Here is a 24,845-nt window from a genome sequence, read left to right as displayed (position 1 = left end):
GCTCGGGCTACGCGCTCACGCTGCGATGGGCGCAGACGCAGCGGCGGCCGGGTCGGGCAGGGGCGACTCGGGGCAGTCTGGCTGGTCGCAGCGCAGCGAGGCCAGCAGCGGCGCGTGGTCGGACAGCCGGGCCCAGGCGCGACCCCAGCCCAGACCGATTTCGCTGGCACTCAGACCGCGGGCGTAGATGCGGTCGAGCGGCATCAGCGGCAGCCGCGCGGGATAGGTGCGCACGCGCTTGCGCCACGAGGTCTTGCCATTGGTCTTGAGCGGCGGCTCGCTCACATCGACCAGGCCTTGCTGCAGCAGTTGCGGGCCGATGCGGCCGTGCCAGTCGTTGAAATCGCCCGCGACGATGAGCGCCGCCTGCGCGGGCACCCGCGCCGCGATGTAGTCGAGCAGACGATCGGTCTGGCGCTGTCGGCTGGCGGCAAACAGCCCGAAATGCACCACGATGCAGTGCAGCGGCCCGCCCTTGGGCAGCGCCACCTGCACATGCAACAGGCCGCGTTGCTCGAAGCGGTGGTCCGATACATCGCAGTGGGCGATGTCGATGATGGGATAGCGCGAGAGCAGCGCATTGCCATGCTCACCATGCCGGGTGCAGGCATTGGTGCGGTAGGCCGCGTGCATGTTCAGCGCCTGCGCCAGAAAGTCGTGCTGCGGCAGCGCGGGCCAACCGCTCAGTAGGCGCGCGTTGCGCTGATGCAAAAACTGCACCTCCTGCAGAAAAACCAGATCGGGCTCAAGCCCCTGCAGCGCCGTCTGCAACTCCAGAATGCTGGCGCGCTTGGCCGGGCCGTGGCCGAGCACGCCTTTGTGAATGTTGTAGGAGGCGACGCGCAGTTCCATGACCGGGCCTGTTCAGCGCGAAGGAAAGCGCCGCGGCAACTGGCGGATCGCGTCGGCGTTCGAGGCCGAAAAGCAGCGCTTGGCCGCCTCCTGCCACGGCAGCCAGACCCATGCGCGGTGTTCGCGTGCGGCCAGGGTGACAGGAGTGCCTGCGGGCACTTCGAGGCTGAACACATGCTCGGTGTTTTTCCAGATGCCCGCCGGGTAGCGATGCCGCCATAGCGGATAGATTTCGTACACATTGGCCAGCCGCCAATCGCGCAGCGCGGATAGGGGCACGGCGCTGCCGCCCACCTGGATGCCGGTTTCTTCGGCCACTTCGCGCAGGGCGGTGTCCATCAGGGGTTCGCCAGGGGCGTCGATGCTGCCCGTCACGCTTTGCCAGAAGCCGGGCTGCAGCGCGCGCTCGATCAGCAGCACATCGAGTGCGGGAGTGTGAATCACCACCAGCACCGAGACCGGAATCTTGCGTCCGGTCTCGGACGGGGAGAAGGGGGACTGAGTCGTTGCATCCATGACCCGCATCTTAAGGAAGTCAGGCTGCAAACGCTTGCTTGCCGCGCCCTCGTTTCTTGCGGCCTTTGCGCAAAACAAAAACCCAAGCCCCGGCGGGCCGGGGCTTGGGTCTTCAGGCAACGGGGAGTTCCCGTTGATGAATTACAGCGTTTTCTTGGAGAAGTACCAGTCGGTCACTTCCATGCCTTGCGCCGCGCCCTTGCTCACGCGCTCTTCAGCGGCGGCGGAGGTCTTGGGCGGGGGCACGATGACCTTGTCGCCCGGGCACCAGGCTTCCGGCGTGGCCACGCCGTGCTTGTCGCTGGTCTGCAAGGCTTGCAGCAGACGCACGAACTCGTTGATCGAGCGGCCATTGCTCATCGGGTAGTACACCATGGCGCGCAGGATGCCGTTGGGGTCGATGAAGAAGGTGGCGCGCACGGCCTGAGTGTCGGCGGCGCCGGGGTGGATCATGCCGTAGGCGCGGGCGACCTCCATCTTCAGGTCTTCGATGATGGGGAAGGGAATGTCCACGCCGAAGTGCTGTTTGATCGAACGCACCCAGGCCAGGTGGGCGAAGATGGAGTCGATCGACAGGCCGAGCAGCTCGCAGTTCATCGACTTGAAGGTCTCGGCTTCACGCGCGAAACCCATGAACTCGGTGGTGCACACCGGGGTGAAGTCGGCCGGGTGCGAGAACAGGATCAGCCACTTGCCCTTGTAGTCGGCCAGGGTGCGGGGGCCGTGGGTGGTGACGGCGTTGAAGTTGGGCGCGGGCTCGTTGAGGCGGGGCAGGCCGAAATTTTCAGTGGTTTGTTCCATGGTTGAGCTCCTTGTGGTGAGAAGAAAACATACGGCGGGCATGCCGTTGAGAAAGAAGTCTAGGGAAAACCCGAAAATTGATCCAATCGATTGTCACAATCGAACGGTTAGGAAAAACATATAACGAAACCGGCGCTCTGAAAAACTGAATGAGGCGCATTGTGCGCGGCCGGATCGACTTTGTTGTGACAGGCGACTAAATAGGGTGAACAGGCCCAAGGGGAAACACCAGTTCCACCCAGGTGCCGTGACCCGAAGGCGGCGCGGTGCTTTCCGCTGGTTTGCCCGAGGGCGCGCTGGACGGTACGCGGTCGATATTGCGGCGCCAGGCGATCTGGCCGCCCAGGGCGCGGGCTCGGATCTGCATGCTGGTGAGGCCATGTCCGGTGGTGGCATGCTGCGGGTCGATGCCGATGCCGTCGTCGAAAACGTCCAGCCGCATGCGGGTTGTATCGACGATGCTCAGTCGCACGGAAACGCGGCTGGCGCGGGCGTGGCGTATGGCGTTGCTCACCGCCTCTTGCAGCAGGGCGCGCAGGTGGTATTGCTGCGCGGCGTCTTGAGGGGGCAGCCGAGCGGCGTTGAGCCCGCCGATGAGCGGCGGCGGCCAGTCGAGCGCCATGCCGGCGGCGGCCAGGCGTTGCGCGGTTTCCGAGCGGATGTCGGCGGCGAACTCTTCCCACGGCTGCACCGCCTGCCGCAGCCCGCGCACGATGGCACGCAACTGGTCGATGGTGGTCATCAGCATGGCCTGCTCGCGCTCGCCGTGCACCAGATGCCGCAGGGTGAGCAGCTTGGCGCCGATGTCGTCGTGCAGATCGCTGGCGATGCGGTCGCGCTCTTGCTGTACGCCGGTCTCCAGCGCGTCGCGGCCCGCCGCAGCCTGGTTGAACAGGGTCACGAGCGAGGTGGCCAGGTCGGCGTCGGTCACGGTGAACAGGCGCTGACCAGCGCTGCGACCCTGCAGACGGCGCGCGGCCAAGCCGCCAGCCGGGGCGATGCGCAGCTCCAATCCGTCCTGCGCCAGACCGGGGCCGGTGTCGGCCTCGCTTCGCTGCATCGGCAGGTTGTGCAGCGGCTGGTATAGCCGGTCGAGCAGGCCGAGCCAGCGGCGCTCGCGTTCCAGCGTCTGCGCGGTGAAGGCCACCGAAATGATCTCGGGTAGCAGCTTGTCGATGGGCGGCAACTCGCCCTGCATCATGCGGCCCCACAGCCATTGCCGCATCGGCAGATACAGCAGCCCGGCCAGCAGCAGCGTGAGAATCAGCGACATATCGTGGCGCCAGTTCAGCAACAGCACCAGCAGCATGTCGAGCACGATGATCAGCCCCAGCCCTAGCACCCAGAGCAGCAGCCGGTAGGCCCAGCGGTCGAGGTCGAACAGGTGATAGCGCCCGACCCCCAGCGCCAGGCCGAGGTACATGGCGAGAAAAAAACCGAAGGCATAGCCCTGCTGCATCGGCGTGAACACCCCGATCATCCTCGAACCGAAGGTGAAGACGACAAAGGTGAACGCGCCCAGCATGGCCGAGAGCATGAACCAGCGCAGCGCGGCGCGGTCGGCGGCGCGAATGGCGCTGCGCCGCCACTGCACCACGGCCAGCGCCACGGCCAGCAGGATTTCGAGCAACAGCGGAATGCGTACCCCCCAGCTCACATTGGGCGCCAGACGCGCGGCATCCATCGCCCACCAGCCCACCACGATGATGGGCACGGGCCAGAGCCACTTCGCTGCCGCCAGTCGCGCTGGGTACACCAGAAACAGCGTGGCCAATGCGCCGCCGAACCCCAGCGCCCCCAGATGATTGACGGCCGAAAGTAGCTCGAACAGACCGCCGGGCAGCGCCAGTTCGCGGGTGCTGTAGATCGCGGCCGAGTAAGTGTTAGGCAGAAACAGCAGCCCGGAGAGCGCCAGCAACCGTCCCGGCCAGCTCTTGGGTTTGAGCGCATAGACCCAGGCGCCGACGAGCAGGGCCACGCCGCCGCAGAGCAACTGGAACCAGAACACCAAAGGCAGACTGGCGAGCGGACGGCTGGGCAGGGGCGCGACGGTCTGCTCGAAGACCTGTCCGGCAGGGTCTTGCCAGCTCAGCAGCAGGGGACGGGCCTGCAGCGCGGCGATCTGCGTTTGACGCTGAAAGAAGCGCTCGACTTCGGCGTAAGTGTCGAAATAGTCAGGCTCTTCGATCAGGTCGCTGGGCTGCAGGGCCACGCGCTGCCCGCTGGCGCTGATCGACAACAGGCGCGAGCCTTTAGCGATGGCGGCGGCAGGGCCGTTGCCGGCGACTTGCAACACCTCGATGCCCGGGCTGTACGCATCGACGCGGGACGATAGGGTGAGCCCCAGCCAGGGCTGATGCAGGGCGATATACAGCGCGGCGGTGACCCCCGCGAGGGTCAGCAGCAAGGCTGCCATCAGGATGCGGGCGGAACGGGTTTGCGGCATCGGCATGATGGGCGGATTGTCGCCCACCGCGCGCCCGCGGCGTCAATAGGTGCGGGTTCGGGTGACGGCGGCTTCGAGCGCGGAGATGAAGCGCGCGGCCACGTCGCAGCCGGATTGCTGGGTAATTTCCTGAAAGCAGGTGGGGCTGGTGACGTTGATCTCGGTGAGCTTGTCGCCAATGATGTCGATGCCCACCAGCAGCAGGCCGCGCGCGGCCAGCACCGGCCCCAGCGCGCGGGCGATGGCCCAGTCGGTCTCTGAGAGCGGTTGCGCCACGCCCAATCCGCCAGCGGCCAGATTGCCGCGTGTCTCACCGCCTTGCGGAATGCGCGCCAGGCAGTAAGGCACAGGCTCGCCGTCGATGATGAGCACCCGCTTGTCGCCCTGCGCAATGGCGGGCACGAAGCGCTGCGCCATCACGGTGGTGGCACCAAAGGCGCTGAGGGTTTCGATCACCACGTTGAGGTTGGGATCGGGGCTGCCGTCGGCCTGCTGCCGCAGGCGAAAGATGCCCGTGCCGCCCATGCCGTCGAGCGGCTTGAGGATGATGTCGCCATGCTCGCCGTAGAACGCCTTGATTTCGGCCGCGCGGCTGCTGACCAGGGTAGGGGTGATGAACTGTGGAAACTCCAGAATGGCGAGCTTTTCCGGGTGGTCGCGCAGCGCCCGGGGGCTGTTGAACACCGCCGCACCTTCGCGCTCGGCCTGCTGCAGCAGATGGGTGGCGTAGAAATATTCGCTGTCGAAGGGCGGGTCTTTGCGCATGAGTACCGCATCCACCTCGCGCAAGGCCAGCGGGCGCTGGTCGAGCACGCGGTACCAGTCGTGCCCCGACGTGGCCCCGGTGAGTTCGATGCGGCGGCAGACGGCGGTGACTGGCGCTGCAATCGCCTCCTCCCCACCCGTCGGAACGGTGGTTGTGGAGGAGTTCCCTCCCCTCCAGTGCAGATCGGCGGCTTCGCACATCCAGAGCACATGGCCGCGCGCCTGCGCCTCGCGCATCATGGCGAAGGTGGTGTCCTTGTAAATCTTGAAGGACGCGATCGGGTCGGCGATGAACAGCAGTTGCATGATGTTGTCGGGCCGGGGTTCAGCCCAGCTCGGTCTCGGGGTCGGTGCGCTCCAACTCGTAGCTGGCGGCCACCATGGCCAGCCGGGCGATCACGCCGTACATATAGAAGCGGTTCGGTCCGTTGGTGCCGGGGGCCGCTTCCGGGTGGGTGACGTTGAACTGTTCCTCGAATGCCAGCGGCACGAAGTGCATGCCGGGGGCGTTGAGGTTCTCATCCGGCCCGCGGTCGGCGTGCACGCGGTAGAAACCGCCCACCACATAGCGATCCATCATGTACACCACCGGCTCGCACACGGCCTCTTGCAGCCGCTCGACGCTGGGCACGCCTTCCTGAATCAGCACTTCGCTGACTTCCATCCCTTCCTTGACCACGCTCATTTTGTTGCGGGCCTTGCGGTTGAGGTCTTTCACTTCGCTGGGGTCGCGCACGGTCATCACGCCCATGCCATAGGTGCCGGCGTCGGCCTTGACGATGACGAAGGGCTTTTCCTGAATGCCGTATTCCTTGTACTTCTTGCGCACCTTGGTCAGCACGCTGTCGACCGCTTCGGCCAGACAGTCTTCACCGTGGCGCTCGTGGAAGTTGACCTTGCCGCACTGGGCGAAGTAGGGGTTGAGCATCCACGGATCGACGCCGATGAGCTTGGCGAATTTTTTCGCCACATCGTCATACGCGTGGAAGTGCTTGGACTTGCGCCGCACCGCCCAGCCGGCATGCAGCGGCGGCAGCAGGTATTGCTCGTGCAGACCCTGCAGGATGGGGGGGATGCCGCCCGACAGATCGTTGTTGAGCAGGATGGTGCAGGGGTCGAAGTCCTTCAGCCCGAGGCGCAGTTTGTTGCGGATCAGCGGCTCCACCACCAGCTCGCCGCCCGACGGCAGCTTGAGGTGCATGGGCTCGGTGACTGTCTCGTCGAGCGACCCGAGGCGCACGTTCAGCCCAGCCTGGCGGAAGATGCGCATCAGGGTGTGGACGTTTTCGAGGTAGAAGGTGTTGCGCGTGTGGTTCTCGGGAATCACCAGCAGGTTCTTGGCCTCCGGGCAGATTTTCTCGATGGCCGCCATCGCCGCCTGCACCGCCAGCGGCATCATCTCCGGGGAGAGATTGTTGAAGCCACCGGGGTAAAGGTTGGTATCGACCGGCGCGAGCTTGAAGCCGGCGTTGCGCAGATCGACCGAGCTGTAGAACGGCGGCGTGTGCTCCATCCATTCGAGGCGGAACCAGCGCTCGATGGAGGGCTGCGCCTCCAGAATGCGCTGTTCGAGTTCGAGGACGGGATCGCCCGAGGAGGTGATGAGATGCGGGATCATTGTTCAGTTTGCAAAAGCGGGGACAGCCCCGATTCTTGCAGACGCAGCGCAAACGCGCTGAGCTCCCGCATCTGCCCCGGTTCAGGCGCCGTTCGTCGTCCAGCCCCAGCGCTGAAAGATCGTCGCGCCTTGCGGGCTCTGCAAAAAGGCGATGAACTGCTGCGAGGCGGGCAGCTGTTTGCCGCGCGTGGTCGGGGCGATGCCCGTGTCGCGGTAGATGCGGTAAGGCTCTTCCACCGCCACCTGTTCGGCCAGCTTGGGGTTGGAGACTTGCCAGATGTTCCAGATCAGCCAGGCGTCGATGTCGGGTTGGTCGATCCAGGCTTGGCGGGCCAGCGCGCTGTTGGCTGGATAGGCGACGATGTTTTTGCGCAGCGCGCGCACGTTGCGGATGTCGCCCAGGCGACCGGCGGCGTCTTCCCAGACGCCATTCTGTCCGGCGCCGTTGACCACGAGCACCTTGACGCCGGGTTTGAACAGATCGGTGAAGCCGGTGATGTGCTTGGGGTTGCCCGGGCGCACCAGAACGGAGAGCGGCCGCAGGTAGAGCGGAATGACGTCGGCGCTGTCGAGCTGGCCGTTCATGGCGGTGACGAAGTCACTCATCATGGTTTCCGATCCCGAGAAGATCAGGTCGGCGTTGGCCCGGGCGGCGTCGATCCACTTCGGGGTGGGGCCGGCGGTGACGTCGACCTTGATACCCGTGGCTTTCTCGAAGGCCGTGGCCGCTTCCTTCATGGCGGGCGCCGGCCCGCCCGGGCCGTACACCTTGAGCGACGGGGCGTTGTCCGCCAGGGCCAGCGGCGTGGCTGAGGCCAGTAGCAAGCCGGCGCCGAGCAGGCTGGTGCGCAGCAGGGCGCGGCGTCCGGCGTCGGGGGTTTGAGCAGCGGACGAGTTGGGTGAGGTGGGTTGGGTCATGAGCACTCCTGAACGTCGAAAAAAACCTGGTCGATCGACGCCGTAGCGTCGGTCTGCAGGGCGAGGGGAATTGAAAGCTGCGTCGCGCGGTCAGGCTTGCGGCGTGGCTGTGGAGCCCGGCAGGGCGGGTGGATCGTCGGCGGTGTAGCGCTGATAAAGCACGCGTGCCGCGTCGAGCAATTGGGCGCGGGGCAGATCGCCGGTCAGCGCGTAGCCCCATTGGCGATCCACCCAATAGAAGGTGGACGCTTGCTTTCCGGGCACGATGCGAAATGAAATCTCGGCGGTGGGCTTGGCCATGCCGCGCAGATAGACCGTGACGCGGTGGCCCTGCGCGTCTTGGTACATGAGCTGTGCGGCGGGCTTGCCCGGCATGCCGGGCAGCAGGCGGCCGCCCATGAGCACTAGGCCGCCGGGCAGGGTGTCGGGCGCCACGATGGGTCGCTGCAGGCGGCGCGACAGCCAGGTGGTCAGATCGCTGCCTTCGCGCACTTCCACTGGGCGGCGCGCGTCCGGGGTGTAGACGGCGTAGGCGAGTTCGGCCTGATGCACGAAGTGCTGCATGCCTTCGTTCTGCGCGGTGACCACGGGGCCGTTTTGCTGCAGCGCCTCCCGGGTGGCGAGGCTGCCGGCCGCCGCGCCCACGCCGATCCACAACGCCACGACTGCCGCGCGTGCCCAGGGGCGCGCAGGCGGCGCGAGAGGCTGCAACAGGCGCGCGGGCACCGGTTCGTCGAGCATGGGAGCGAGTGCCTCGCGCAGCGCCAGGTTCTGCGCCTGCAGGGCGGCGATTTCCGCGCTCACGGAGCTTCGCGCGCCGTGCGGTGGCACATCGCCATTCAGGGCCAGCCGGGCTTCGTATTCCAAATAGCGCTCAACCTCGGCGCTGCGGGCCGCGTCGAGCTGGCCGTCGGCGTAGGCCATGAGGGTGTCGCGGTCGGGGCGTTGCGGATTCATCCCACACTCCTTTGCCCATCGATGACGCGCAGGGCAGGGCGCTGCGCTCCTTCACCGTTGGTGAGTTGCCAGAGCTGGCTGCGGGCGCGCGACAGGCGTGACATCACCGTGCCGGTGGGCACGCCGAGCGCTTTGGCCGCCTCCGTATAGCTGAGTCCTTCCACGGCCACCAGCAGCAACACCTCGCGCAAGGGCACGCTCAGGCGTTGCAGGGCGGCCAGCAGTTCGAGGGCTTCGAGGTGCAGCTCTTGCGTTGCGGCTTGCGCCGGATGGGCGGCGTCTGGCAGAACGTCCAGAGACTCCGTGGCCTGCGCATTGCGCACGGCGCAGTGATCGACGAACAGGTTGTGCATGATGGAGAACAGCCAGGGCCGCACACTGCCCACCCCGCGCCAGAGCCCCCATTTGTTGACGGCGCGCTCCAGCGTGTCCTGAACCAGATCGTCGGCGTCGGCCATGCGCCCGGCGTGGAGCACGCGGGCATATCGCCGCAGGTGCGGGATCTGCTCGGTCAGCAGTTGGTGACGGTCGGCCATGACGGCGGGAATGGATGCGTGCGTGCGCTAACGATCAGTATCCGCCCTTGGCAGCGAGTTTGGGATCGATCTGCCAGATTTCATCGACCAGCTTGCCGTCGCGGTAGGTGAGCACATAGCGCACCGGAATCGCCGCCTTGCCCTGGAACACGACATCGGCCGTGACGGTGGCGCCGTTGGGATTGGCGGCCTCCTGCAGGTGGTCGATCGTCGCGGTGAGCGGGCCGTTGGCCTTGGTGAACTTGGTCCAGGTGGTCTTGATGGCGTCGGCTGCGGCGTAGCGGCCATCGAGCGGGCCGCCGACCCATTCGAGCACGGCGTCCGGGCCGTAGCTGGCGGTGATAGCGTCCACATGGCCCGCGGCAATCGCCGCGATGTGGGCGCGTGCGGCTTCAGCTGGGGCTTCGGCGGCATGGGCCAGAGGAGTGAGGCTCAGCGCGGACAGCGCGAAGGCGGCCGACAGGTGGGGGGTGAAGCGTTGCAAGGCGTGCATCTCGGAACTCCGGTTGGGGTGGGTGACATGGCATAGACGCCTGCGATCGCGGCTTATTCCATCATCCAAAAGAAAAAACCGCCCCCGAGGGGGCGGTTGGAACATCCCGGGGTAGGGATGAGGAGACGCCTTCCGATCCGGCAGCACTCCTGCTGCCAAACCGTCCGGAGGAAAAAACCCCGTTACAGCACTTGCTCGCCGTGCAGGCTGATGTCCAGACCTTCACGTTCCTGCTCTTCGGTGACGCGCAGGCCGATGACCATGTCGATGACTTTGAGGATGATGAAGGTGACGATGGCGTCGTAGACGATGGTGAAGCCCACGCCCTTGGCCTGGATCAGGATCTGGGCCATATTGCCTTCCAGGGCGCCGGCGGTGCCGCCGATGGCCTTGACCGCGAACACGCCGGTGAGCATGGCGCCGACGATGCCGCCGATGGCATGCACGCCGAAGGCGTCGAGCGAGTCGTCATAGCCGATCATTTCCTTCATATAGACCGCAGTCCAGAAGCACACCACGCCAGCGATCAGGCCGATGGCCAGCGCGCCGCCAGGGCCGACAAAGCCGGACGCCGGGGTGATGGCCACCAGGCCGGCAACCGCGCCGGAGGTGATGCCCAGGATGGTGGGCTTGCCGCGGGCAATCCACTCGGCGAACATCCAGCCCAGTGCGGCAGCGGCAGTGGCGATCTGCGTGGCGGCCATGGCCATGCCGGCACGGTCGCTGGCCGCTACGGCGGAACCGGCGTTGAAGCCGAACCAGCCCACCCACAGCAGCGAGGCGCCGATCATGGTCAGCACGAGGTTGTGCGGCGGCATGGCTTCCTTGCCGTAGCCGATGCGCTTGCCCATCACCAGCGCAGCCACCAGACCGGCGATACCGGCGTTGATGTGCACCACGGTGCCGCCAGCGTAGTCAAGCACGCCGTCGCCGCCGAGGAAGCCGCCACCCCACACCATGTGAGCGATCGGGGCGTACACGGCCAGCAGCCAGATGCCCATGAACCACAGCAGCGCCGAGAACTTCATGCGGTCTGCAAACGATCCAACGATCAGCGCCGGGGTGATGATGGCGAAGGTCATCTGGAAAGTCATATAGGTCGACTCAGGGATGGTCGGCGCCAGCGGGTTGGCCGAATCCAGGCCCATGCCGTTGAGGAAGAACCGGCTCAATCCGCCGATGAACCCGTTGCCCGGCGTGAACGCCAGGCTGTAGCCGATGATCATCCACAGCACCGTCACCAGACAGGTGATGGCGAAGCTCTGCATCAGCGTGGCGAGCACGTTTTTCTTGCGCACCATGCCGCCGTAGAACAGCGCCAGACCGGGAATGGTCATCATCAGCACCAGCGCGGTGGAGGTCAGCATCCAGGCGTTGTCGCCGGAGTTGATGAAGGCGGCCGGATTGGACGCGGCAGCAGCCGGGGCGGTCTGCGCCCAGGCGCTGCCCATGCCGAGCAGCATCGCGCCGAGCGCTGCGGGAATTGCGAGACTTTTTTTCATGTCGGATTCCTCGTTGAGGGAGTCAAAGGCAGGGTCAAAGGGCGTCGCCGCCGGTTTCACCGGTGCGGATGCGAACGACCTGTTCGAGCGCAGAGACGAAAATCTTGCCGTCGCCGATCTTGCCGGTGCGCGCTGCGGTTTCGATCGCTTCGATGGTGCGTTCGACCAGTGCTTCCGGCACGGCCGCCTCGATCTTCACCTTGGGCAGAAAATCGACCACATATTCCGCGCCGCGGTACAGCTCGGTGTGGCCCTTCTGCCGACCAAACCCCTTGACTTCAGTGACGGTGATGCCCGTCACCCCGATGCCCGACAAGGACTCGCGCACCTCGTCGAGCTTGAACGGCTTGATGATGGCCGTGATCATTTTCATGTGTGGCTCCTTCAATGGGCCCGCAGGCCCGTGGGATCAGAACGAGTAAACGGCCATCAACTCAAGCGAGCTTTGCTTGGTGGTGGAGGTGCCGTCTTTTTTGGCGAAGATCGCGGTGTCGGACTTGTCCTGGCGCACTTCGGCGGACAGCTTGACGTTTTTCATCGGCGTGTAGTTCACCGCCAGAGTCAGCTCCTTGAGCTTGTTGGCGGTGCCGTTGGTTCCGGAGACCATGCCGTCCTTGTCATCGACGTATTCGCCACGCGCTGCCACGCCCCATTCGCTCGTCAACGCGTAGGTGGCATACAGCGCCAGGCCGTTGGACTTGCCGGTGCCGGTGCCGCCGCTGGCCAGGGGCACGTCGTCCTTGGAGAGCAGATCGACGTTGGCGCCCAGGGTCAGCGCGCTGTTGACGTTGAAGGTGCCAACGAGGTCGAGCAGTTGCAGTACGCCATTGGTCGAGCCGCCGAACAGCGGCGACTGGCCGCGGTAGTAGTCCGCCATATAGGAGAACATGGAGTTCGGGCTGCCGCTTGCGCCCAGTTCAATGGTCTTGGAGGTGTTGCTCGGCTGCGGGCTGACCCAGCCGTTGTTCACGCCGCCAATCAGGGTCAGCGCAGGCGACACGGCGTAGCTGGCGCGCACGCCGGTGAGCGAGCCGGGTTCCATGTCCCAGAACAGGATGCTGCGCGACACCGTGGCGTTGCCCATTGGGTTGGTGACCTCAAAGCCGGCCAGCGAGCCGAACTTGCCGCCCATCAAGGTCAGTCCGCCGGTGGCATATTGCACGAAGGCGTTGTTCAGGTAAAACGAGTTGCTGCCGTTCAGTGCCTTGGCGTCGTTGCCGCCGATCACGGTGACTTGGCCACCGAAACCCGAGCTGGGCAGGTAAGCCACAGTCGCGGCAGCGCCGTTGGAATTGAAGCCATTGGGCTTGGTGTCATAGGCACGCAGAAAGGTCGACGAGGTGTCGAAGTAGTCGTAAGTGCCGTAGACATAGCCGGTAATGCTCAGGCCAGGGGTTGCGGCGAGCACCGCACCCAGGCTGGGAGCGGCAGGTGCTGCGGGGGCGGGGGTGGTTTGTGCCGATGCTGCGCCCGCGTAGCTGGCCAGAACGGCGGCGACGGCCGCGGCGATTGCGATTTTGTTCATCCAAGTTTCTCCTGTGAGTGCTGCCGGGCAAGACGCCCACCATGAAATGCCGGAGAGCATCAGCAGCTTTCGTGCCAGGTCTGTGTGGGGGCTGTCACATCGTTGTCACTTGCTTTACGTTCTGTGAGAAGCGAATTGACGCACCAATAATGTGCGCCCTGATGAATATGCACCCCAGTGGTGCGAATCTTGGCGGGTCGATCCTTGGCAAGACGCAAGAACGCAATAGCCTGCCGCATGCCGGACGGGGGAAATCGGTCACAATGCGCACCAGGAGTCATTTCAGGAGTTCCACCATGAACGACAGCTTTCGCCAACGCAATACCGCGTTTTTCGACCAGATCGGCCGCTTGATCGAACAGTCGCCGCTGCACGATGCGCAGCGCAATTTGCGTGCACTGGCGCATTCCGCCGCGGGGCGGCTCGATTTGGTGACGCGCGACGAGTTCGACGCCACCCAGCGCATGCTGCTGGCCGCGCGCCAGCAGATCGATACCCTCGAAGCCCAGGTGCACGAACTGCAGGCCCGGCTGGACAACGGGTCGCAGAGCGCGCCTGCGTCGCCCGAAGACGCCTGGCGCTGATCCGCGCCCATGTCGCTGGCGCAAGTCGCCAGCCGGGCACTGCTGGGCATGGAGGCGCCACCGGTCACGGTGGAAGTGCATCTCTCCCCCGGTCTGCCCGGCTTTACCATCGTCGGGCTGCCTGAGGCCGAGGTGCGCGAGGCGCGTGACCGCGTGCGCAGCGCGCTGATTAACAGCGGGCTGGGTTTTCCGTCGAACAAGCGCATCGTCGTCAACCTTGCGCCAGCCGATCTGCCCAAGGAGTCCGGCCGCTTCGACCTGCCCATCGCCATCGGACTGCTGGCGGCGCAGGGACTCATTCCGGCGCAGCGTCTGCAGGGGCATACTTTCGCAGGAGAGTTGTCGCTCACCGGGGCGTTGCGGCCCACGCGGGGGGCGTTGGCCATGGCGTGTGCTGTGGGGGCGCAAGGGGGCGATGAGGCGGCTGAGCCTCGTCTGGTCTTGCCTCAAACCAGTGCCGAAGAGGCGGCTTTGGCGCAAGCCGCGGCTGTTTTTGGTGCTCGTGATCTGCAGGAGGTGGTGGCCTATCTGCTCGAACAGGACGGCGCCGCGCAGCCGGTCACATCTGCCAAGGTTGAGGCAGCGCCTGCCGACGCCCCCGACATGGCCGAAGTGCGCGGCCACAGCGCGGCGAAACGCGCACTGGAAATCGCCGCCGCCGGGGGGCATCATGTGCTGATGGTGGGGCCGCCGGGCAGCGGCAAGTCCATGCTGGCGCAGCGCTTTGCCGGGTTGTTGCCCGCCTTGACCCGCGCGCAGGCGCTGGAGAGTGCGACGGTGCTCAGTCTGGTGGGACGCTTCGATCCGACACAATGGGGGCGACGTTTTGTGCGCAGCCCGCACCACACCGCGTCTGCGGTGGCGCTGGTGGGCGGCGGCGCGGGGACGATCCGGCCCGGCGAGATTTCCTTGGCTACCCAGAATGTCCTTTTCCTCGACGAACTTCCCGAGTTCGATCGCGCCGTGCTGGAGAGCCTGCGCGAGCCGCTGGAGACCGGGCGCATTCATATTTCCCGCGCGGCGCGGCAGGCCGAGTTTCCGGCGCGGTTTCAGCTCATCGCGGCGATGAATCCCTGCCCCTGCGGCTATCTGGGGCATGCCACCAGGGCCTGCCGCTGCACGCCCGACCAGGTGTCGCGGTATCAGGGGCGTATCTCCGGCCCCTTGCTCGACCGCATCGACATTCAGGTCGAAGTCGGCGCTATTGCGCCTGACGCGCTGCTGCAGTTGCCGCAAGGCGAAACCAGCGCGCAGATCGCCGCTCGTGTGGCCATAGCCGCTGATCGGCAGCAGGCGCGGCAAGGGGCACTCAATGCCCAGTTGCAGGGCGCTGAACTCGATCTGCACTGCGCCCTCGACACCGCCGGCAGCGCGTTTCTGAGCCAGGCGATCACCCGGCTGGGGTGGTCTTCGCGTGCGGCGCATCGGGTGCTGCGGCTGGCGCGCACCACCGCCGATCTGGCCGGTTCGCAGCGCATCGGTTTGCCCCATCTGGCCGAGGCCATGCAGTTGCGCCGCGCCTTGGCATCGGAGTGATCTGAGCACAAAAAAAAGCCAGGTGCTTTGCGCACCTGGCTGGAAATGCCCGGATCGGGGGGAGAGTCTGTAGAGCAGACTACCGGGCAACTTGGAGGGCCACAGGATCGAGCATGAACTCAAGCCACGTAGCACCAGTTCTGTTCAGGAAAAAAGCAAAAAGTTCAGCCCATTTTGTAACGCTCTATCTTTCCCGTCAATCATCCGCGAACAGTGTGGCGACCCCCCGTAAACAGGCGGTGTTTGGCCGTTAAGAAATAGCGTGCAGACTTTATTGAATCGGGTTGAGTCCGCCGTCGGCGCCAATCTGCACACGCTGCCCCACGGGCGGGGCGACCTTGAGCTGCATCGTCTGTACCTGACCGTTGTCCAGGCGGACTTGCACGTTGTAGACGGTCTGCGCATCCACCCGTTTGGCGATTTCGTTGCCCGCGAGGCCGCCGCCGATCGCGCCAGCCACGGTGGCCAGCTTGCGTCCGTCACCGCCGCCGACCTGATTGCCCAGGATGCCGCCGATGAGTCCCCCAGCGATCACGCCCACCGGGTTGGTCTGCTGCGACTGCACCTGCACCGGCGTGACCGCAGTCACCGTGCCGCAGTTATTGCAGACGGGCTGCTGCGGTGCGGCCGGAACGGGCGCGGTTTGCGGTGCAACTTGTTGAGGAGCGAACTGTTGCGGCGCGAAGGTCTGCGGCGCGGCCGTCTGCTGTGCCACGCGGGAGGGTTGCGGGGCGACTACGGGCTGTTTGACCACAGGCTGAGGCGCGGGCGCCTGGGCCGATTCGGCGGCGGACCTTGGGGCGAGGCCTGTTGCCACGACCGGCGCGCTGGCCGGTTGCGACGCAGCGGCCAGTGGTTGGGTGGGGGCGGCCACCGCTGAGGCTGCGGCGACTTCGGGTTTGCTGCCCGAGCTATCGCTGAGCTTGTAAAGCACCGCGGCCAGCAAGGCCACGATGACGGCGCCCATGACGAAAACCGCGATCCAGACGCCTTTTCCCGCCGTGGCTGGCCCTTGCGGAGGAATGGATGACATATTGCTCTCCCGTGATTCCGATGAAATGTGTGCGTGGTTAACGCAACAGACCGCCTATTTGACGACAGCCGCCGACGATAGCCGCAGACGACAGCCGCCCGCAGCGCTGCACATCAGTGGCCGCTGGCCTCCAGCGCTTGATCCAGGTCAGCGATCAGGTCTTGCTGATTCTCGATGCCGATGGACAGCCGCACCATGTCCTCGCTCACCCCGGCAGCAGCCAGCTCCTGCGCGTTGAGCTGGCGATGCGTGGTCGTGGCCGGATGGCAGGCCAGCGACTTGCAGTCACCGATGTTGACCAGCCGAGTGAACAGCTTGAGCGCATCCTGAAAACGCGCCCCGGCTTCGCGGCCGCCCTTGAGCCCGAAGCTCAGGATGCCCGAGGCGCGTCCCTGCATCAAGCGCTGGGCGACGTCGTGATCGGGATGGTCCACCAGCCCGGCGTAGCGCACCCAGGCCACCCGCGGATGCTTTTGCAGGTGCGTGGCGATGTGCAGCGCGTTGGCGCAGATGCGGTCCATGCGCAGCGGCAGGGTTTCGATGCCTTGCAGAATGAGAAAGGCGTTGAGCGGGGACAGCGCCGCGCCCATATTGCGCAGGGGCACCACGCGGGCGCGGGCGATGAACGCGGCAGCTCCGAACTGCGCTGTGTAGCTCACACCGTGATAGCTCACGTCGGGCTCGACCAGCAGCTTGAAGCGGTCGGCGTGCGCGGCCCAGTCGAACTTGCCGGAGTCGACGATGGCTCCGCCCATGCTGTTGCCGTGGCCGCCGAGGTATTTGGTCAGCGCGTGCACCACGATGTCGGCGCCGTGCTCGAACGGACGGCAGAGGTAGGGCGAGGGCACGGTGTTGTCCACGATCAGCGGCACGCCATGGGCGTGCGCCACCGCGGCGAGCGCGCCGATATCGGTCACATTGCCCAGCGGATTGCCGATGGTTTCGCAAAACACCGCGCGGGTGCGGGCGTCGATCAGCTGGGCAAAGGCATCGGGGTCGCGCGGGTCGGCGAAGCGCACCTCCAGCCCTTGCCGCGGAAAGGTGTGGGCGAACAGGTTGTAGGTGCCGCCATACAAACGGCTGCTGGAGACGATGTTGTCGCCCGCCTCGGCCAGGGTTTGAATCGCCGCGGTGATGGCAGCCATGCCCGAAGCCACCGTCAGCGCCGCCACGCCGCCTTCGAGCGCTGCGACGCGCTTTTCCAGCACGTCGTTGGTCGGATTCATCATACGGGTGTAGATATTGCCCGCGACCTTCAGATCGAATAAGTCGGCGCCGTGCTGGGTGTCGTCGAAGGCGTACGACACCGTCTGGTAAATGGGTACGGCGACCGAACGGGTCACGGGATCGGGGCTGTAGCCGGCGTGGACGGCCAGGGTTTCGAATTTCATGGGGAGGTCTCCGGTCGATATGGGTCAAAGCCCAATGTGGGTCAAAGCCTAATGGGCATTTGGCGCAAATCCAAGGATCGAATCGTTTGAAGCTTATGCCTCTTGATCTGCAGCGACGCGAGGACTCAAGGCCGCCTGCTTGCGCTGCTGCGTCTGGAAGTAGGCCGATGGCGTGGTGCCCAGCGCCTGGCGGAAGGTCTTGATGAAGGCGCTCACACTGTCATACCCCAGAGACAGCGCCACATCCTTCACCGCCCGGCCCGTGGCCAGCCATTCCAGCGCCTGGGTCAGCCGCGCCCATTGCCGCCATTGGGCGAAGCTCATGCCGGTTTCCAGCACGAATTTCCGGCTCAGCGAGCGGGCGCTGATGTCGGCCCAGCGCGCCCACTGCTCCAGGGTGCGCGGGCTGGCAATATTGCCCAGCAGGGCGCGGGCGATGCTCAGCAGCCGGGCGTCCTGCGGCCAGGGTAGTTGCAACGGACGGGCGGGCGACTGGCGTAATTCATCGAGCAGCACCAGCAGCAGACGCATGCGGGTGAGATCGAGCGGGGTGTCGTGCGGCCAGCTCAGCGCCTTTTGCAGCACTAGCGCCACCAGCGGGTTGACCGGGTAGCTCGTCGGTTCGGCCGGCAGATCGCCGCAGAACTGCGGCGTGAGAAAGGCGCCGAAACCCGCGGTCGGCCCGTAAGACTGCACCGCGTGCTCCACGCCGGGCGGCATCCAGCCGATGGTCTGCGAGGGGGAAAGCTGGCGACCCTGCGCGGTTTCCACGATGACCAGACCCTCGGTGAGCAGAAACAGCGTGCCGCGGGCATGGCAATGGGTCTGCGGGTCCATGGCGAGCTGATTGCGCACATTCACCGCGATCAGCTCGGCGCCGCCCAGGTGATTGATGCGGTCGAGCAACTCGGCCTTGCTGCATTCACCATCAGTGGACGTCGGCGCGGTGTGGGGCATAGCGGCGTTTGTGTGGCGCATTTGTGTGGCGTGTTTGCGATATTCATTGGCATAGTAAAGCAACCCGGCCATATCGTCCTCCCCTAGCATCCGTCTCGTTCGTCCCATGCAATCGGGGGAGCGCACCCGGCAGAAATCGCTAGTGCCTCCTAGAATCAGCCGACCTTTGATCCGCCAGCACCCTGCTCCCGGGCGCACAGCGCGGTGAAAATCGTCTGGTTCGTCTCCCCCATTGCCTTCCGCCTCTCCGGACCGCCTTATGCAGAATTTGCCCGCGACCCCTCGCGTTTTATGGATTGCCCTTGGCGCCGCCCTGCTTGGCGGCTGCACGACGGTCGGCCCCGATTTCCATACGCCCAAGGCGCCCTCGGTTCAGCAGTACACCCGCGAGGCCTTGCCCGCGCAGACCGCATCGGCCCCCGGCACGCTGGGTGGGGCGCAGCGTTTTCAGACGGTCGAGCGCATCGCACCTGACTGGTGGCGGGCCTACGGCTCGTCCCGCCTTGATGGCTTGGTGGACGCGGCGCAGCGCAGCAGCCCGACGCTGGCCGCCGCCGAAGCCACCCTGCGCCAGGCGCAGCAGACTTACCAAGCGCAGGCCGGCTCCACCCTCTATCCCACGGTCAACGCCAAACTGGGCGCCAGCCGTAATCAGGCGAATGCCGCGAGTTCGGGCCAGTCAGGCGACCGCACCACCACCTACAACCTCTACAACGCGAGCATCGCCGTTGGCTACAACTTCGACCTGTTCGGCGGCAACCGCCGCGCGCTCGAAGCCCTGGCCGCGCAGGCCGACTATCAGCAGTACCAGCTCCAGGGAGCCAAGCTGACCCTGGCGGCCAATGTGGTCACCGCCGCGTTCACCCAGGCCCAGCTTGGCGCGCAGATCGACGCCACCGAGGCCATCCTCAAGGCGCAGCAAAACCAGCTCGACATCGCCCGCAAACGCTTCGCCCTCGGCGCTGCGGCCCGTACCGATGTGCTGACGCTGCAAACTCAGGTGGAGCAGACGCGCGCCAGCATCCCGCCGCTGCGCAACAAGCTCGAGCAGACCGATCATCTGCTGGCCGTGTTGCTCGGCCAGGCGCCGGGCGCGGCCGATATTCCCCGGTTCACCCTGGCCGACTTCACCTTGCCGCAAACGCTGCCCGTCGTTGTGCCGTCCGCTCTGGTGCAGCAGCGCCCGGACATTCAAGCCAGCCAGGCGCTGTTGCACGCGGCCACGGCGCAGTACGGCGTGGCAGTCTCCAACCTGTATCCGCAGATCAATCTCAGCGCCAGTCTGGGCACGCAGGCGCTCACGATGGGCGCCTTGTTCGGCCCGGGCTCGGCCGTTTGGTCGCTGGCCGGCAGTCTGGCTCAACCCCTGTTCAATGCCGGTTTGAAGGCCGGTGCAAACGCGGCTGAAGCCAGCCTGCAAGCGGCCGGAGCCAACTATCAGCAGACCGTGCTGCAGGCCCTGCGCAATGTGGCCGATGCCTTGCGCGCGCTCGACAATGACGCGCAGACGCTGCAGGCGCAGGCCGCAGCCGATACGGCAGCGCAAGAGTCGCTCAAGCTCGTCGATCAGCAATATCTGCTGGGCGCCGCCAGTTATCTGCAGTTGCTCACCGCGCAGCAGCAGGCGCAGCAAACCCGCATCGGCCTGATCTCGGCCCAGGCGCAGCGTCTGGCCGACAGCGCGGCGCTCTATCAAGCCATGGGCGGCGGCGTGCTGGGTGAGCAGAGCGCGCCCGCAGCCGCTGCGTCGGCCAGCAAGTAAGCCTTCAATAGTCCCTCGGTATTCCCGATCAGCCCCCTACAAAAGCCAGTACACGGAGTTCACAGATGACCAAAGGCACCACCAAGCGCATGATCATCATGCTCATCATCGCCGCCGTCCTGATTGGGGGGATGGTGTGGTTCCAGCACTTCAAGGGCACCATGATTGCCAAGGCGATCAAGGGCATGTCCAATCCGCCGCAGACGGTTTCGACCATCGTGGCGCAGGAGTCATCCTGGCAGCCCACGGTCGAGGCGCTCGGTAATCTGCGCGCCAGCCAGCAAGCCTCGCTCAGCCCGCAGATCGCAGGAGTGGTCACCGCCATTCATTTCCGCTCTGGCGAGAAGGTGCGCGCGGGCCAAGTGCTGGCGCAGATCAGCGACGCCCCGCAGCGCGCCCAACTCGCGCAGCTGCAGGCGCAGGTCGGGCAGTTGCAGGCGCAGCTCAATCTGGCGCAAATCACGCTCAAGCGAGATGAAGCGCAGCTCAAGGTGCAGGCTATCAGCCAGGCCGTGGTTGACACCGACCGTGCCAATGTGACCAGCGTGCAGGCCCAGCTCAAGGCGCTGGCCGAGCAGATCAACGCGCAAAAGGCGGTGCTGGCGCAGGCCACTGTCACCGCGCCGTTCTCGGGCGTGCTGGGCATTCGGCAGGTCAACCTCGGCCAATATTTGGCGCCGGGCACGGCGGTGGTCACGCTGCAGGCGCTCGATCCGATGGACATCGACTTCACCGTGCCGCAGAACCAGATTGATCTGGTGCATGTGGGCATGAAAGCGGAGCTCACCACCAACGCGGCGGCAGGCAAAACCTTCGAAGCCAAGGTCATTGCGGTCGAGCCGCAGATCAACACGGCCACGCGCAACCTCACGGTGCGCGCCCGCATTCCCAACCCCAAGGGCGAGCTGCTGCCCGGCGTGTTCGCCACGATACGACTGACCGACGGCGCGCCGCACAACTACATCACCCTGCCCAATGCGGCCGTGGCCTACAACCCGTATGGCGCGACGGTTTATCTGGTCAAGGACGAAGGCAAGGGCGCCGACGGCAAACCCAAGCTGGTGGCCGAACAGCGCTTCATCACCACCGGCCTGACGCGCGGCGATCAGGTGGCCGTGCTCAGCGGGCTGAAGGCCGGTGAAACCGTGGTGACCGCCGGGCAGCTCAAGCTGCGCAATGGCGTCCCGGTGCTCATCAACAACAGCGTGCAGCCCTCCGACAACCCCAACCCGCAAGTGCCCAATTCCTGAACCGGCTAGAGCGCGATGAACAAGAAATTCACAGACATCTTCATTGATCGTCCGGTACTGGCCGTCGTGGTCAGCCTGGTGATCCTGGTGCTGGGCCTGCGCTCGGTCGGCCTGCTGCCGGTGCTGCAATATCCGTACACGCAGAACGCCGTGGTCACCGTCACCACCACCTACCCCGGCGCCGACGCCAATCTGGTGGCCAGCTTCATCACCACGCCGCTGGAAAACGCCATCGCGCAGGCCAACGGCATCGACTACATGACGTCGAGCAGCGTGCAGAGCAGCAGCACCATCACCGCCAACCTGCGGCTGAACTACGACCCCGACAAGGCGCTCACCGAGATCAACACCAAGGTGAACTCGGTGCTCAACCAGTTGCCTGCCGCCGCGCAGAAGCCGGTGCTCACGGTCTCCATCGGGCAGACCATCGACGCCATGTACATCGGCTTTTACAGCGATGTGCTCAAGCCCAATCAGATCACCGACTACATCACCCGTTCGGTGCAGCCCAGGCTGCAGTCGGTCGACGGCGTGCAGACGGCGGAGATTCTGGGCGCCAAGAATTTCGCCCTGCGCGCCTGGCTCGACCCCAACAAACTCGCGGCCTACGGCCTGACTGCCGCCGATGTGTATTCGGCCCTGGCGGCCAACAACTATCTCTCGGCCACGGGCAACACAAAAGGCCAGATGGTGCAGATCAATGTGTCGGCCAACACCGATCTGAAGTCGCTCAGCGGCTTCCGCAATATGGTGGTGAAGACGGTTGACGGCCAGGTGGTGCGGCTCGATCAGGTGGCCAACGTCACCCTCGGCTCGGACGACTACGACAGCTCGGTGGCCTTCGATGGCAAGTCGTCGGTGTTTGTCGGCATTCAGGTGGCGCCCGGCGCCAATCTGCTCGACGTTGTGGCCCGCGTGCGCAAGGTCTTCCCCGATATTCAGCAGCAATTGCCCTCCGGCTTGAAGGGGCAGATCGTGTACGACTCGACCAAGTTCGTCACCTCCTCCATCGACGAGGTGATCAAGACGCTGATCGAAGCCGTGCTCATCGTCACCGCCGTGGTGTTCATCTTCCTCGGTTCGCTGCGCTCGGTCATCATTCCGCTGGTGGCCATCCCGCTGTCGATCGTGGGCACCTTCACCATCATGCTGGCGCTGGGCTACTCGATCAACCTGCTCACCCTGCTATCCATCGTGCTGGCCATCGGACTGGTGGTGGACGACGCCATCATCGTGGTCGAGAACATCAGCCGCCACCTCGAAGAAGGCATGTCGCGGCATGACGCCGCCGTGCGCGCCGCGCGTGAACTGGCCAACCCCATCATCGCCATGACCATCGTGCTCGTGGCGGTGTATGTGCCCATCGGCTTCATGGGCGGCCTCACCGGCGCGCTGTTCACCGAGTTTGCTTTCACCCTGGTGGGCACCGTGGTGATCTCGGCCATCATCGCGCTGACCCTGTCGCCCATGATGTGCTCCAAGCTGCTCAAGGCGCCCGATCCGCAGAGCCATAGCTGGCAGGACAGGCTGGTGCTGTTCCTCGATCACAGCTTCGACCGGCTGCACAACCGCTACGAGCGCACCCTGCACGGCTCGCTTAACTTTCTGCCGGTGACGGCGGTGATGGCGGTCATCATTCTGGGCTCCATCTATTTCCTCTACTCCACCTCGATGTCGGAGCTGGCGCCGCAAGAGGATCAGGGCGTGCTCATCGCCATATCGTTCAACAGCCCGACGGCCACGCTCGATCAGCGCGCGCTCTATGCCAAGCAGGTCTATGACGTGTTCAAGACCTTCCCCGAAACCGACCATGTGTTCCAGCTCAACACCCCCAGTCAAGTGATCGGCGGCATGGTGCTCAAACCCTGGAACGAGCGCACCCGCACGGCCACGCAGATGCAGCCCGAGCTGCAGCAAAAGCTCAATCACATCGCCGGCAGCCAGATCGCCGTGTTCCAGCCGCCGCCGCTGCCGGGCTCGCGAGGCCTGCCCATCCAGTTCGTCATCACCACCACCGAACCGGCGGACAAGCTCTACGAGGTGTCGCAGAAATTCCTGCAAGACGCGCTGAAATCCGGCAAGTTCATCTTCCTGCAGTCTGACCTGCGCATCGATCTGCCGCAGACCCGCCTGCACATCGACCGCAATATGGCCGCGCAACTCGGCCTGACCATGCAGGACATCGGCTCGGCGATGTCGGCCATGCTCGGCGGCGGTTACGTCAACTTTTTCGAGCTCGACGGCCGCTCCTACAAGGTCATTCCGCAGGTCGCGCAAAAGTACCGCCTCAATGCCAGCCAGCTGCAGCACTACTACATCCGCACGGCCAGCGGGGCGATGGTGCCGCTGTCCACCGTCGTGCACCTGACCTCGAGCGTGCAGCCCGAAACCATCAACCACTTCCAGCAGCTCAACTCGGCCACCATTCAGGGCGTTTCCCTGCCCACCATCGCCCAGGGGCAGGCGCTGGACGATCTGGTGACCCTCGCCAAGCGCACCCTGCCGGTCGGCTACAGCTACGACTTCGCCGGGCCGTCGCGCCAGTTCGAGCAAGAGACCGGCGGGCTGGTGCTGACCTTCGGCTTCGCCATGATCATCATTTTCCTGGCGCTGTCGGCACAGTTCGAGAGCTTCCGCGATCCGGTCATTATTCTGGTGTCGGTGCCCATGGCGATCTCGGGCGCGCTGCTGTTCATCAACCTGGGCATCGGCCGCGCCACCCTCAATATCTACACCGAGGTCGGGCTGGTGACGCTGATTGGCTTGATCTCCAAACACGGCATTCTCATCGTCGAGTTCGCCAATAACCTGCAGCGTGAAGGGCGAAGTAAACGCGAAGCCATCGAACACGCCGCAGGCATGCGTCTGCGCCCGATTCTGATGACCACTGCCGCCATGGTGCTGGGCGTCATGCCGCTGATTTTCGCTAGCGGAGCAGGCGCGGTCAGCCGTTTCAATATGGGCCTGGTCATCGCCACCGGCCTGTCCATCGGCACCCTGTTCACGCTGTTCGTCGTGCCTGCGATGTACATGCTGCTCGGCGCCGACCATAGCCACGAGGCCCGCGCCCAGGCGCTGCGCGAGGCGGAGGCAAATGACCCGCTGGCGCATCCGCCCGGCGGCGGCGCCTCTACGGCGCACTGAGCGGCATCATTGAAAAAGCCGGCTTTTCGCCGGTTTTTTCTTGCATAGCCTATGGCCTGGCTCTGCCAGAAAAGTCTTTTTGGGGGTGACCGTGATGCAGAGGTTCTCGTGTCACGTTCTCCTGCTGCCGCTTGTCATCTCGCGCATCGATCTGTGTGACTGACGCACAAGACCGTGAGGCTAAAGCGAGCCGAGAACCGCGGCAACGTGCCAAAAGCGTTGCTGGACTCAGCCGTGGCAACTCGGTGCAACAACACGG

21 protein-coding genes are annotated in these 24,845 nt (G+C 65.2%); 5 read left to right on the top strand and 16 right to left on the bottom strand.

Going from position 1 to position 24,845, the window contains the following annotated elements; translation table 11 throughout:
- Positions 1-15: 15 nt before the first annotated feature.
- The 13 genes from BIO17B3_RS07305 to BIO17B3_RS07245 all read right to left on the bottom strand — a co-directional run bounded on the left by BIO17B3_RS07305 (position 16) and on the right by BIO17B3_RS07245 (position 12,929).
- Positions 16-852, bottom strand: coding sequence for an endonuclease/exonuclease/phosphatase family protein (locus tag BIO17B3_RS07305; RefSeq protein ID WP_156053607.1), 837 nt, complete (start codon positions 850-852; stop codon positions 16-18).
- 12 nt (positions 853-864) lie between these two features.
- On the bottom strand, positions 865-1,368 hold the full coding sequence (gene nudB, locus BIO17B3_RS07300) for a dihydroneopterin triphosphate diphosphatase (protein ID WP_156053606.1): 504 nt from the start codon (positions 1,366-1,368) through the stop codon (positions 865-867).
- A gap of 141 nt (positions 1,369-1,509) precedes the next feature.
- Positions 1,510-2,169 (bottom strand): peroxiredoxin, encoded by a 660-nt coding sequence (locus tag BIO17B3_RS07295; RefSeq protein WP_013124279.1) that lies wholly within the window; start codon positions 2,167-2,169, stop codon positions 1,510-1,512.
- A gap of 196 nt (positions 2,170-2,365) precedes the next feature.
- Positions 2,366-4,621, bottom strand: coding sequence for a sensor histidine kinase (locus BIO17B3_RS07290; protein ID WP_156053605.1), 2,256 nt, complete (start codon positions 4,619-4,621; stop codon positions 2,366-2,368).
- Between the two features lie 36 nt (positions 4,622-4,657).
- Entirely contained in the window at positions 4,658-5,686 is a 1,029-nt protein-coding gene (gene gshB / locus BIO17B3_RS07285) for a glutathione synthase (protein WP_156053604.1), read from the bottom strand.
- A gap of 19 nt (positions 5,687-5,705) precedes the next feature.
- Positions 5,706-6,998 carry a glutamate--cysteine ligase gene (gene gshA / locus BIO17B3_RS07280; RefSeq protein WP_156053603.1) on the bottom strand — a complete coding sequence of 431 codons (1,293 nt, stop codon included), beginning with the start codon at positions 6,996-6,998 and terminating at the stop codon, positions 5,706-5,708.
- An 81-nt stretch (positions 6,999-7,079) separates the two neighbouring features.
- Complete coding sequence (locus tag BIO17B3_RS07275; RefSeq protein ID WP_156055248.1) at positions 7,080-7,850, bottom strand: extracellular solute-binding protein; 771 nt, start codon at positions 7,848-7,850, stop codon at positions 7,080-7,082.
- Positions 7,851-8,006: 156 nt separating this feature from the next.
- Positions 8,007-8,873 (bottom strand): anti-sigma factor, encoded by an 867-nt coding sequence (locus BIO17B3_RS07270; protein ID WP_156053602.1) that lies wholly within the window; start codon positions 8,871-8,873, stop codon positions 8,007-8,009.
- Positions 8,870-9,409 (bottom strand): sigma-70 family RNA polymerase sigma factor, encoded by a 540-nt coding sequence (locus BIO17B3_RS07265; protein ID WP_156053601.1) that lies wholly within the window; start codon positions 9,407-9,409, stop codon positions 8,870-8,872. The genes BIO17B3_RS07270 and BIO17B3_RS07265 overlap by 4 nt, the downstream gene beginning before the upstream one ends.
- A 34-nt stretch (positions 9,410-9,443) precedes the next feature.
- The gene (locus BIO17B3_RS07260) at positions 9,444-9,902 is read right to left on the bottom strand and encodes a nuclear transport factor 2 family protein (protein WP_156053600.1); all 459 of its coding nucleotides are present in this window, start codon (positions 9,900-9,902) and stop codon (positions 9,444-9,446) included.
- A gap of 182 nt (positions 9,903-10,084) precedes the next feature.
- Positions 10,085-11,497 carry an ammonium transporter gene (locus BIO17B3_RS07255; RefSeq protein WP_304940764.1) on the bottom strand — a complete coding sequence of 471 codons (1,413 nt, stop codon included), beginning with the start codon at positions 11,495-11,497 and terminating at the stop codon, positions 10,085-10,087.
- Positions 11,439-11,777 carry a P-II family nitrogen regulator gene (locus tag BIO17B3_RS07250; protein WP_013107214.1) on the bottom strand — a complete coding sequence of 113 codons (339 nt, stop codon included), beginning with the start codon at positions 11,775-11,777 and terminating at the stop codon, positions 11,439-11,441. The genes BIO17B3_RS07255 and BIO17B3_RS07250 overlap by 59 nt, the downstream gene beginning before the upstream one ends.
- A 36-nt stretch (positions 11,778-11,813) precedes the next feature.
- Entirely contained in the window at positions 11,814-12,929 is a 1,116-nt protein-coding gene (locus BIO17B3_RS07245) for an outer membrane beta-barrel protein (protein WP_156053598.1), read from the bottom strand.
- A gap of 296 nt (positions 12,930-13,225) precedes the next feature.
- Between BIO17B3_RS07245 and BIO17B3_RS07240 the strand changes: the two genes are divergently transcribed.
- Positions 13,226-13,513, top strand: coding sequence for an accessory factor UbiK family protein (locus BIO17B3_RS07240; RefSeq protein WP_156053597.1), 288 nt, complete (start codon positions 13,226-13,228; stop codon positions 13,511-13,513).
- A 9-nt stretch (positions 13,514-13,522) separates the two neighbouring features.
- Positions 13,523-15,049, top strand: a complete 1,527-nt coding sequence (locus BIO17B3_RS07235) for a YifB family Mg chelatase-like AAA ATPase (RefSeq protein WP_156053596.1) — start codon at positions 13,523-13,525, stop codon at positions 15,047-15,049.
- Between the two features lie 271 nt (positions 15,050-15,320).
- Here the strand turns inward: BIO17B3_RS07235 and BIO17B3_RS07230 are convergent, their stop codons facing one another.
- The 3 genes from BIO17B3_RS07230 to BIO17B3_RS07220 form a co-directional block, all read right to left on the bottom strand.
- Entirely contained in the window at positions 15,321-16,082 is a 762-nt protein-coding gene (locus BIO17B3_RS07230; RefSeq protein ID WP_156053595.1) for a glycine zipper 2TM domain-containing protein, read from the bottom strand.
- A 113-nt stretch (positions 16,083-16,195) separates the two neighbouring features.
- Positions 16,196-17,473 (bottom strand): O-acetylhomoserine aminocarboxypropyltransferase/cysteine synthase family protein, encoded by a 1,278-nt coding sequence (locus BIO17B3_RS07225; RefSeq protein WP_156053594.1) that lies wholly within the window; start codon positions 17,471-17,473, stop codon positions 16,196-16,198.
- 93 nt (positions 17,474-17,566) lie between these two features.
- A complete protein-coding gene (locus tag BIO17B3_RS07220) occupies positions 17,567-18,451 on the bottom strand; it encodes an AraC family transcriptional regulator (RefSeq protein ID WP_156053593.1) in 885 nt (294 codons plus the stop codon).
- A gap of 238 nt (positions 18,452-18,689) precedes the next feature.
- Between BIO17B3_RS07220 and BIO17B3_RS07215 the strand changes: the two genes are divergently transcribed.
- From BIO17B3_RS07215 to BIO17B3_RS07205, 3 genes are all read left to right on the top strand, one after another.
- The gene (locus tag BIO17B3_RS07215; protein WP_156053592.1) at positions 18,690-20,192 is read left to right on the top strand and encodes an efflux transporter outer membrane subunit; all 1,503 of its coding nucleotides are present in this window, start codon (positions 18,690-18,692) and stop codon (positions 20,190-20,192) included.
- A 65-nt stretch (positions 20,193-20,257) separates the two neighbouring features.
- Positions 20,258-21,442 (top strand): efflux RND transporter periplasmic adaptor subunit, encoded by a 1,185-nt coding sequence (locus tag BIO17B3_RS07210; RefSeq protein WP_156053591.1) that lies wholly within the window; start codon positions 20,258-20,260, stop codon positions 21,440-21,442.
- A 15-nt stretch (positions 21,443-21,457) separates the two neighbouring features.
- Positions 21,458-24,586, top strand: coding sequence for an efflux RND transporter permease subunit (locus BIO17B3_RS07205; RefSeq protein ID WP_156053590.1), 3,129 nt, complete (start codon positions 21,458-21,460; stop codon positions 24,584-24,586).
- Positions 24,587-24,845 lie beyond the last annotated feature (259 nt).

Source organism: Thiomonas sp. OC7 (assembly GCF_900634595.1).
In the GTDB taxonomy this organism is placed as follows: Bacteria; Pseudomonadota; Gammaproteobacteria; order Burkholderiales; family Burkholderiaceae_C; genus Thiomonas; species Thiomonas arsenitoxydans.
This window is presented reverse-complemented; position numbering and strand designations above follow the sequence as displayed.

What these genes read in the sequence shown, in the direction of transcription:
- BIO17B3_RS07305 (WP_156053607.1), bottom strand. Translation starts at nt 852, where the DNA reads ATGGAACTGCGCGTCGCCTCCTACAACATTCACAAAGGCGTGCTCGGC.
- nudB (WP_156053606.1), bottom strand. Translation starts at nt 1,368, where the DNA reads ATGGATGCAACGACTCAGTCCCCCTTCTCCCCGTCCGAGACCGGACGC.
- BIO17B3_RS07295 (WP_013124279.1), bottom strand. Translation starts at nt 2,169, where the DNA reads ATGGAACAAACCACTGAAAATTTCGGCCTGCCCCGCCTCAACGAGCCC.
- BIO17B3_RS07290 (WP_156053605.1), bottom strand. Translation starts at nt 4,621, where the DNA reads ATGCCGATGCCGCAAACCCGTTCCGCCCGCATCCTGATGGCAGCCTTG.
- gshB (WP_156053604.1), bottom strand. Translation starts at nt 5,686, where the DNA reads ATGCAACTGCTGTTCATCGCCGACCCGATCGCGTCCTTCAAGATTTAC.
- gshA (WP_156053603.1), bottom strand. Translation starts at nt 6,998, where the DNA reads ATGATCCCGCATCTCATCACCTCCTCGGGCGATCCCGTCCTCGAACTC.
- BIO17B3_RS07270 (WP_156053602.1), bottom strand. Translation starts at nt 8,873, where the DNA reads ATGAATCCGCAACGCCCCGACCGCGACACCCTCATGGCCTACGCCGAC.
- BIO17B3_RS07265 (WP_156053601.1), bottom strand. Translation starts at nt 9,409, where the DNA reads ATGGCCGACCGTCACCAACTGCTGACCGAGCAGATCCCGCACCTGCGG.
- BIO17B3_RS07260 (WP_156053600.1), bottom strand. Translation starts at nt 9,902, where the DNA reads ATGCACGCCTTGCAACGCTTCACCCCCCACCTGTCGGCCGCCTTCGCG.
- BIO17B3_RS07250 (WP_013107214.1), bottom strand. Translation starts at nt 11,777, where the DNA reads ATGAAAATGATCACGGCCATCATCAAGCCGTTCAAGCTCGACGAGGTG.
- BIO17B3_RS07245 (WP_156053598.1), bottom strand. Translation starts at nt 12,929, where the DNA reads ATGAACAAAATCGCAATCGCCGCGGCCGTCGCCGCCGTTCTGGCCAGC.
- BIO17B3_RS07240 (WP_156053597.1), top strand. Translation starts at nt 13,226, where the DNA reads ATGAACGACAGCTTTCGCCAACGCAATACCGCGTTTTTCGACCAGATC.
- BIO17B3_RS07235 (WP_156053596.1), top strand. Translation starts at nt 13,523, where the DNA reads ATGTCGCTGGCGCAAGTCGCCAGCCGGGCACTGCTGGGCATGGAGGCG.
- BIO17B3_RS07230 (WP_156053595.1), bottom strand. Translation starts at nt 16,082, where the DNA reads ATGTCATCCATTCCTCCGCAAGGGCCAGCCACGGCGGGAAAAGGCGTC.
- BIO17B3_RS07225 (WP_156053594.1), bottom strand. Translation starts at nt 17,473, where the DNA reads ATGAAATTCGAAACCCTGGCCGTCCACGCCGGCTACAGCCCCGATCCC.
- BIO17B3_RS07220 (WP_156053593.1), bottom strand. Translation starts at nt 18,451, where the DNA reads ATGCGCCACACAAACGCCGCTATGCCCCACACCGCGCCGACGTCCACT.
- BIO17B3_RS07215 (WP_156053592.1), top strand. Translation starts at nt 18,690, where the DNA reads ATGCAGAATTTGCCCGCGACCCCTCGCGTTTTATGGATTGCCCTTGGC.
- BIO17B3_RS07210 (WP_156053591.1), top strand. Translation starts at nt 20,258, where the DNA reads ATGACCAAAGGCACCACCAAGCGCATGATCATCATGCTCATCATCGCC.
- BIO17B3_RS07205 (WP_156053590.1), top strand. Translation starts at nt 21,458, where the DNA reads ATGAACAAGAAATTCACAGACATCTTCATTGATCGTCCGGTACTGGCC.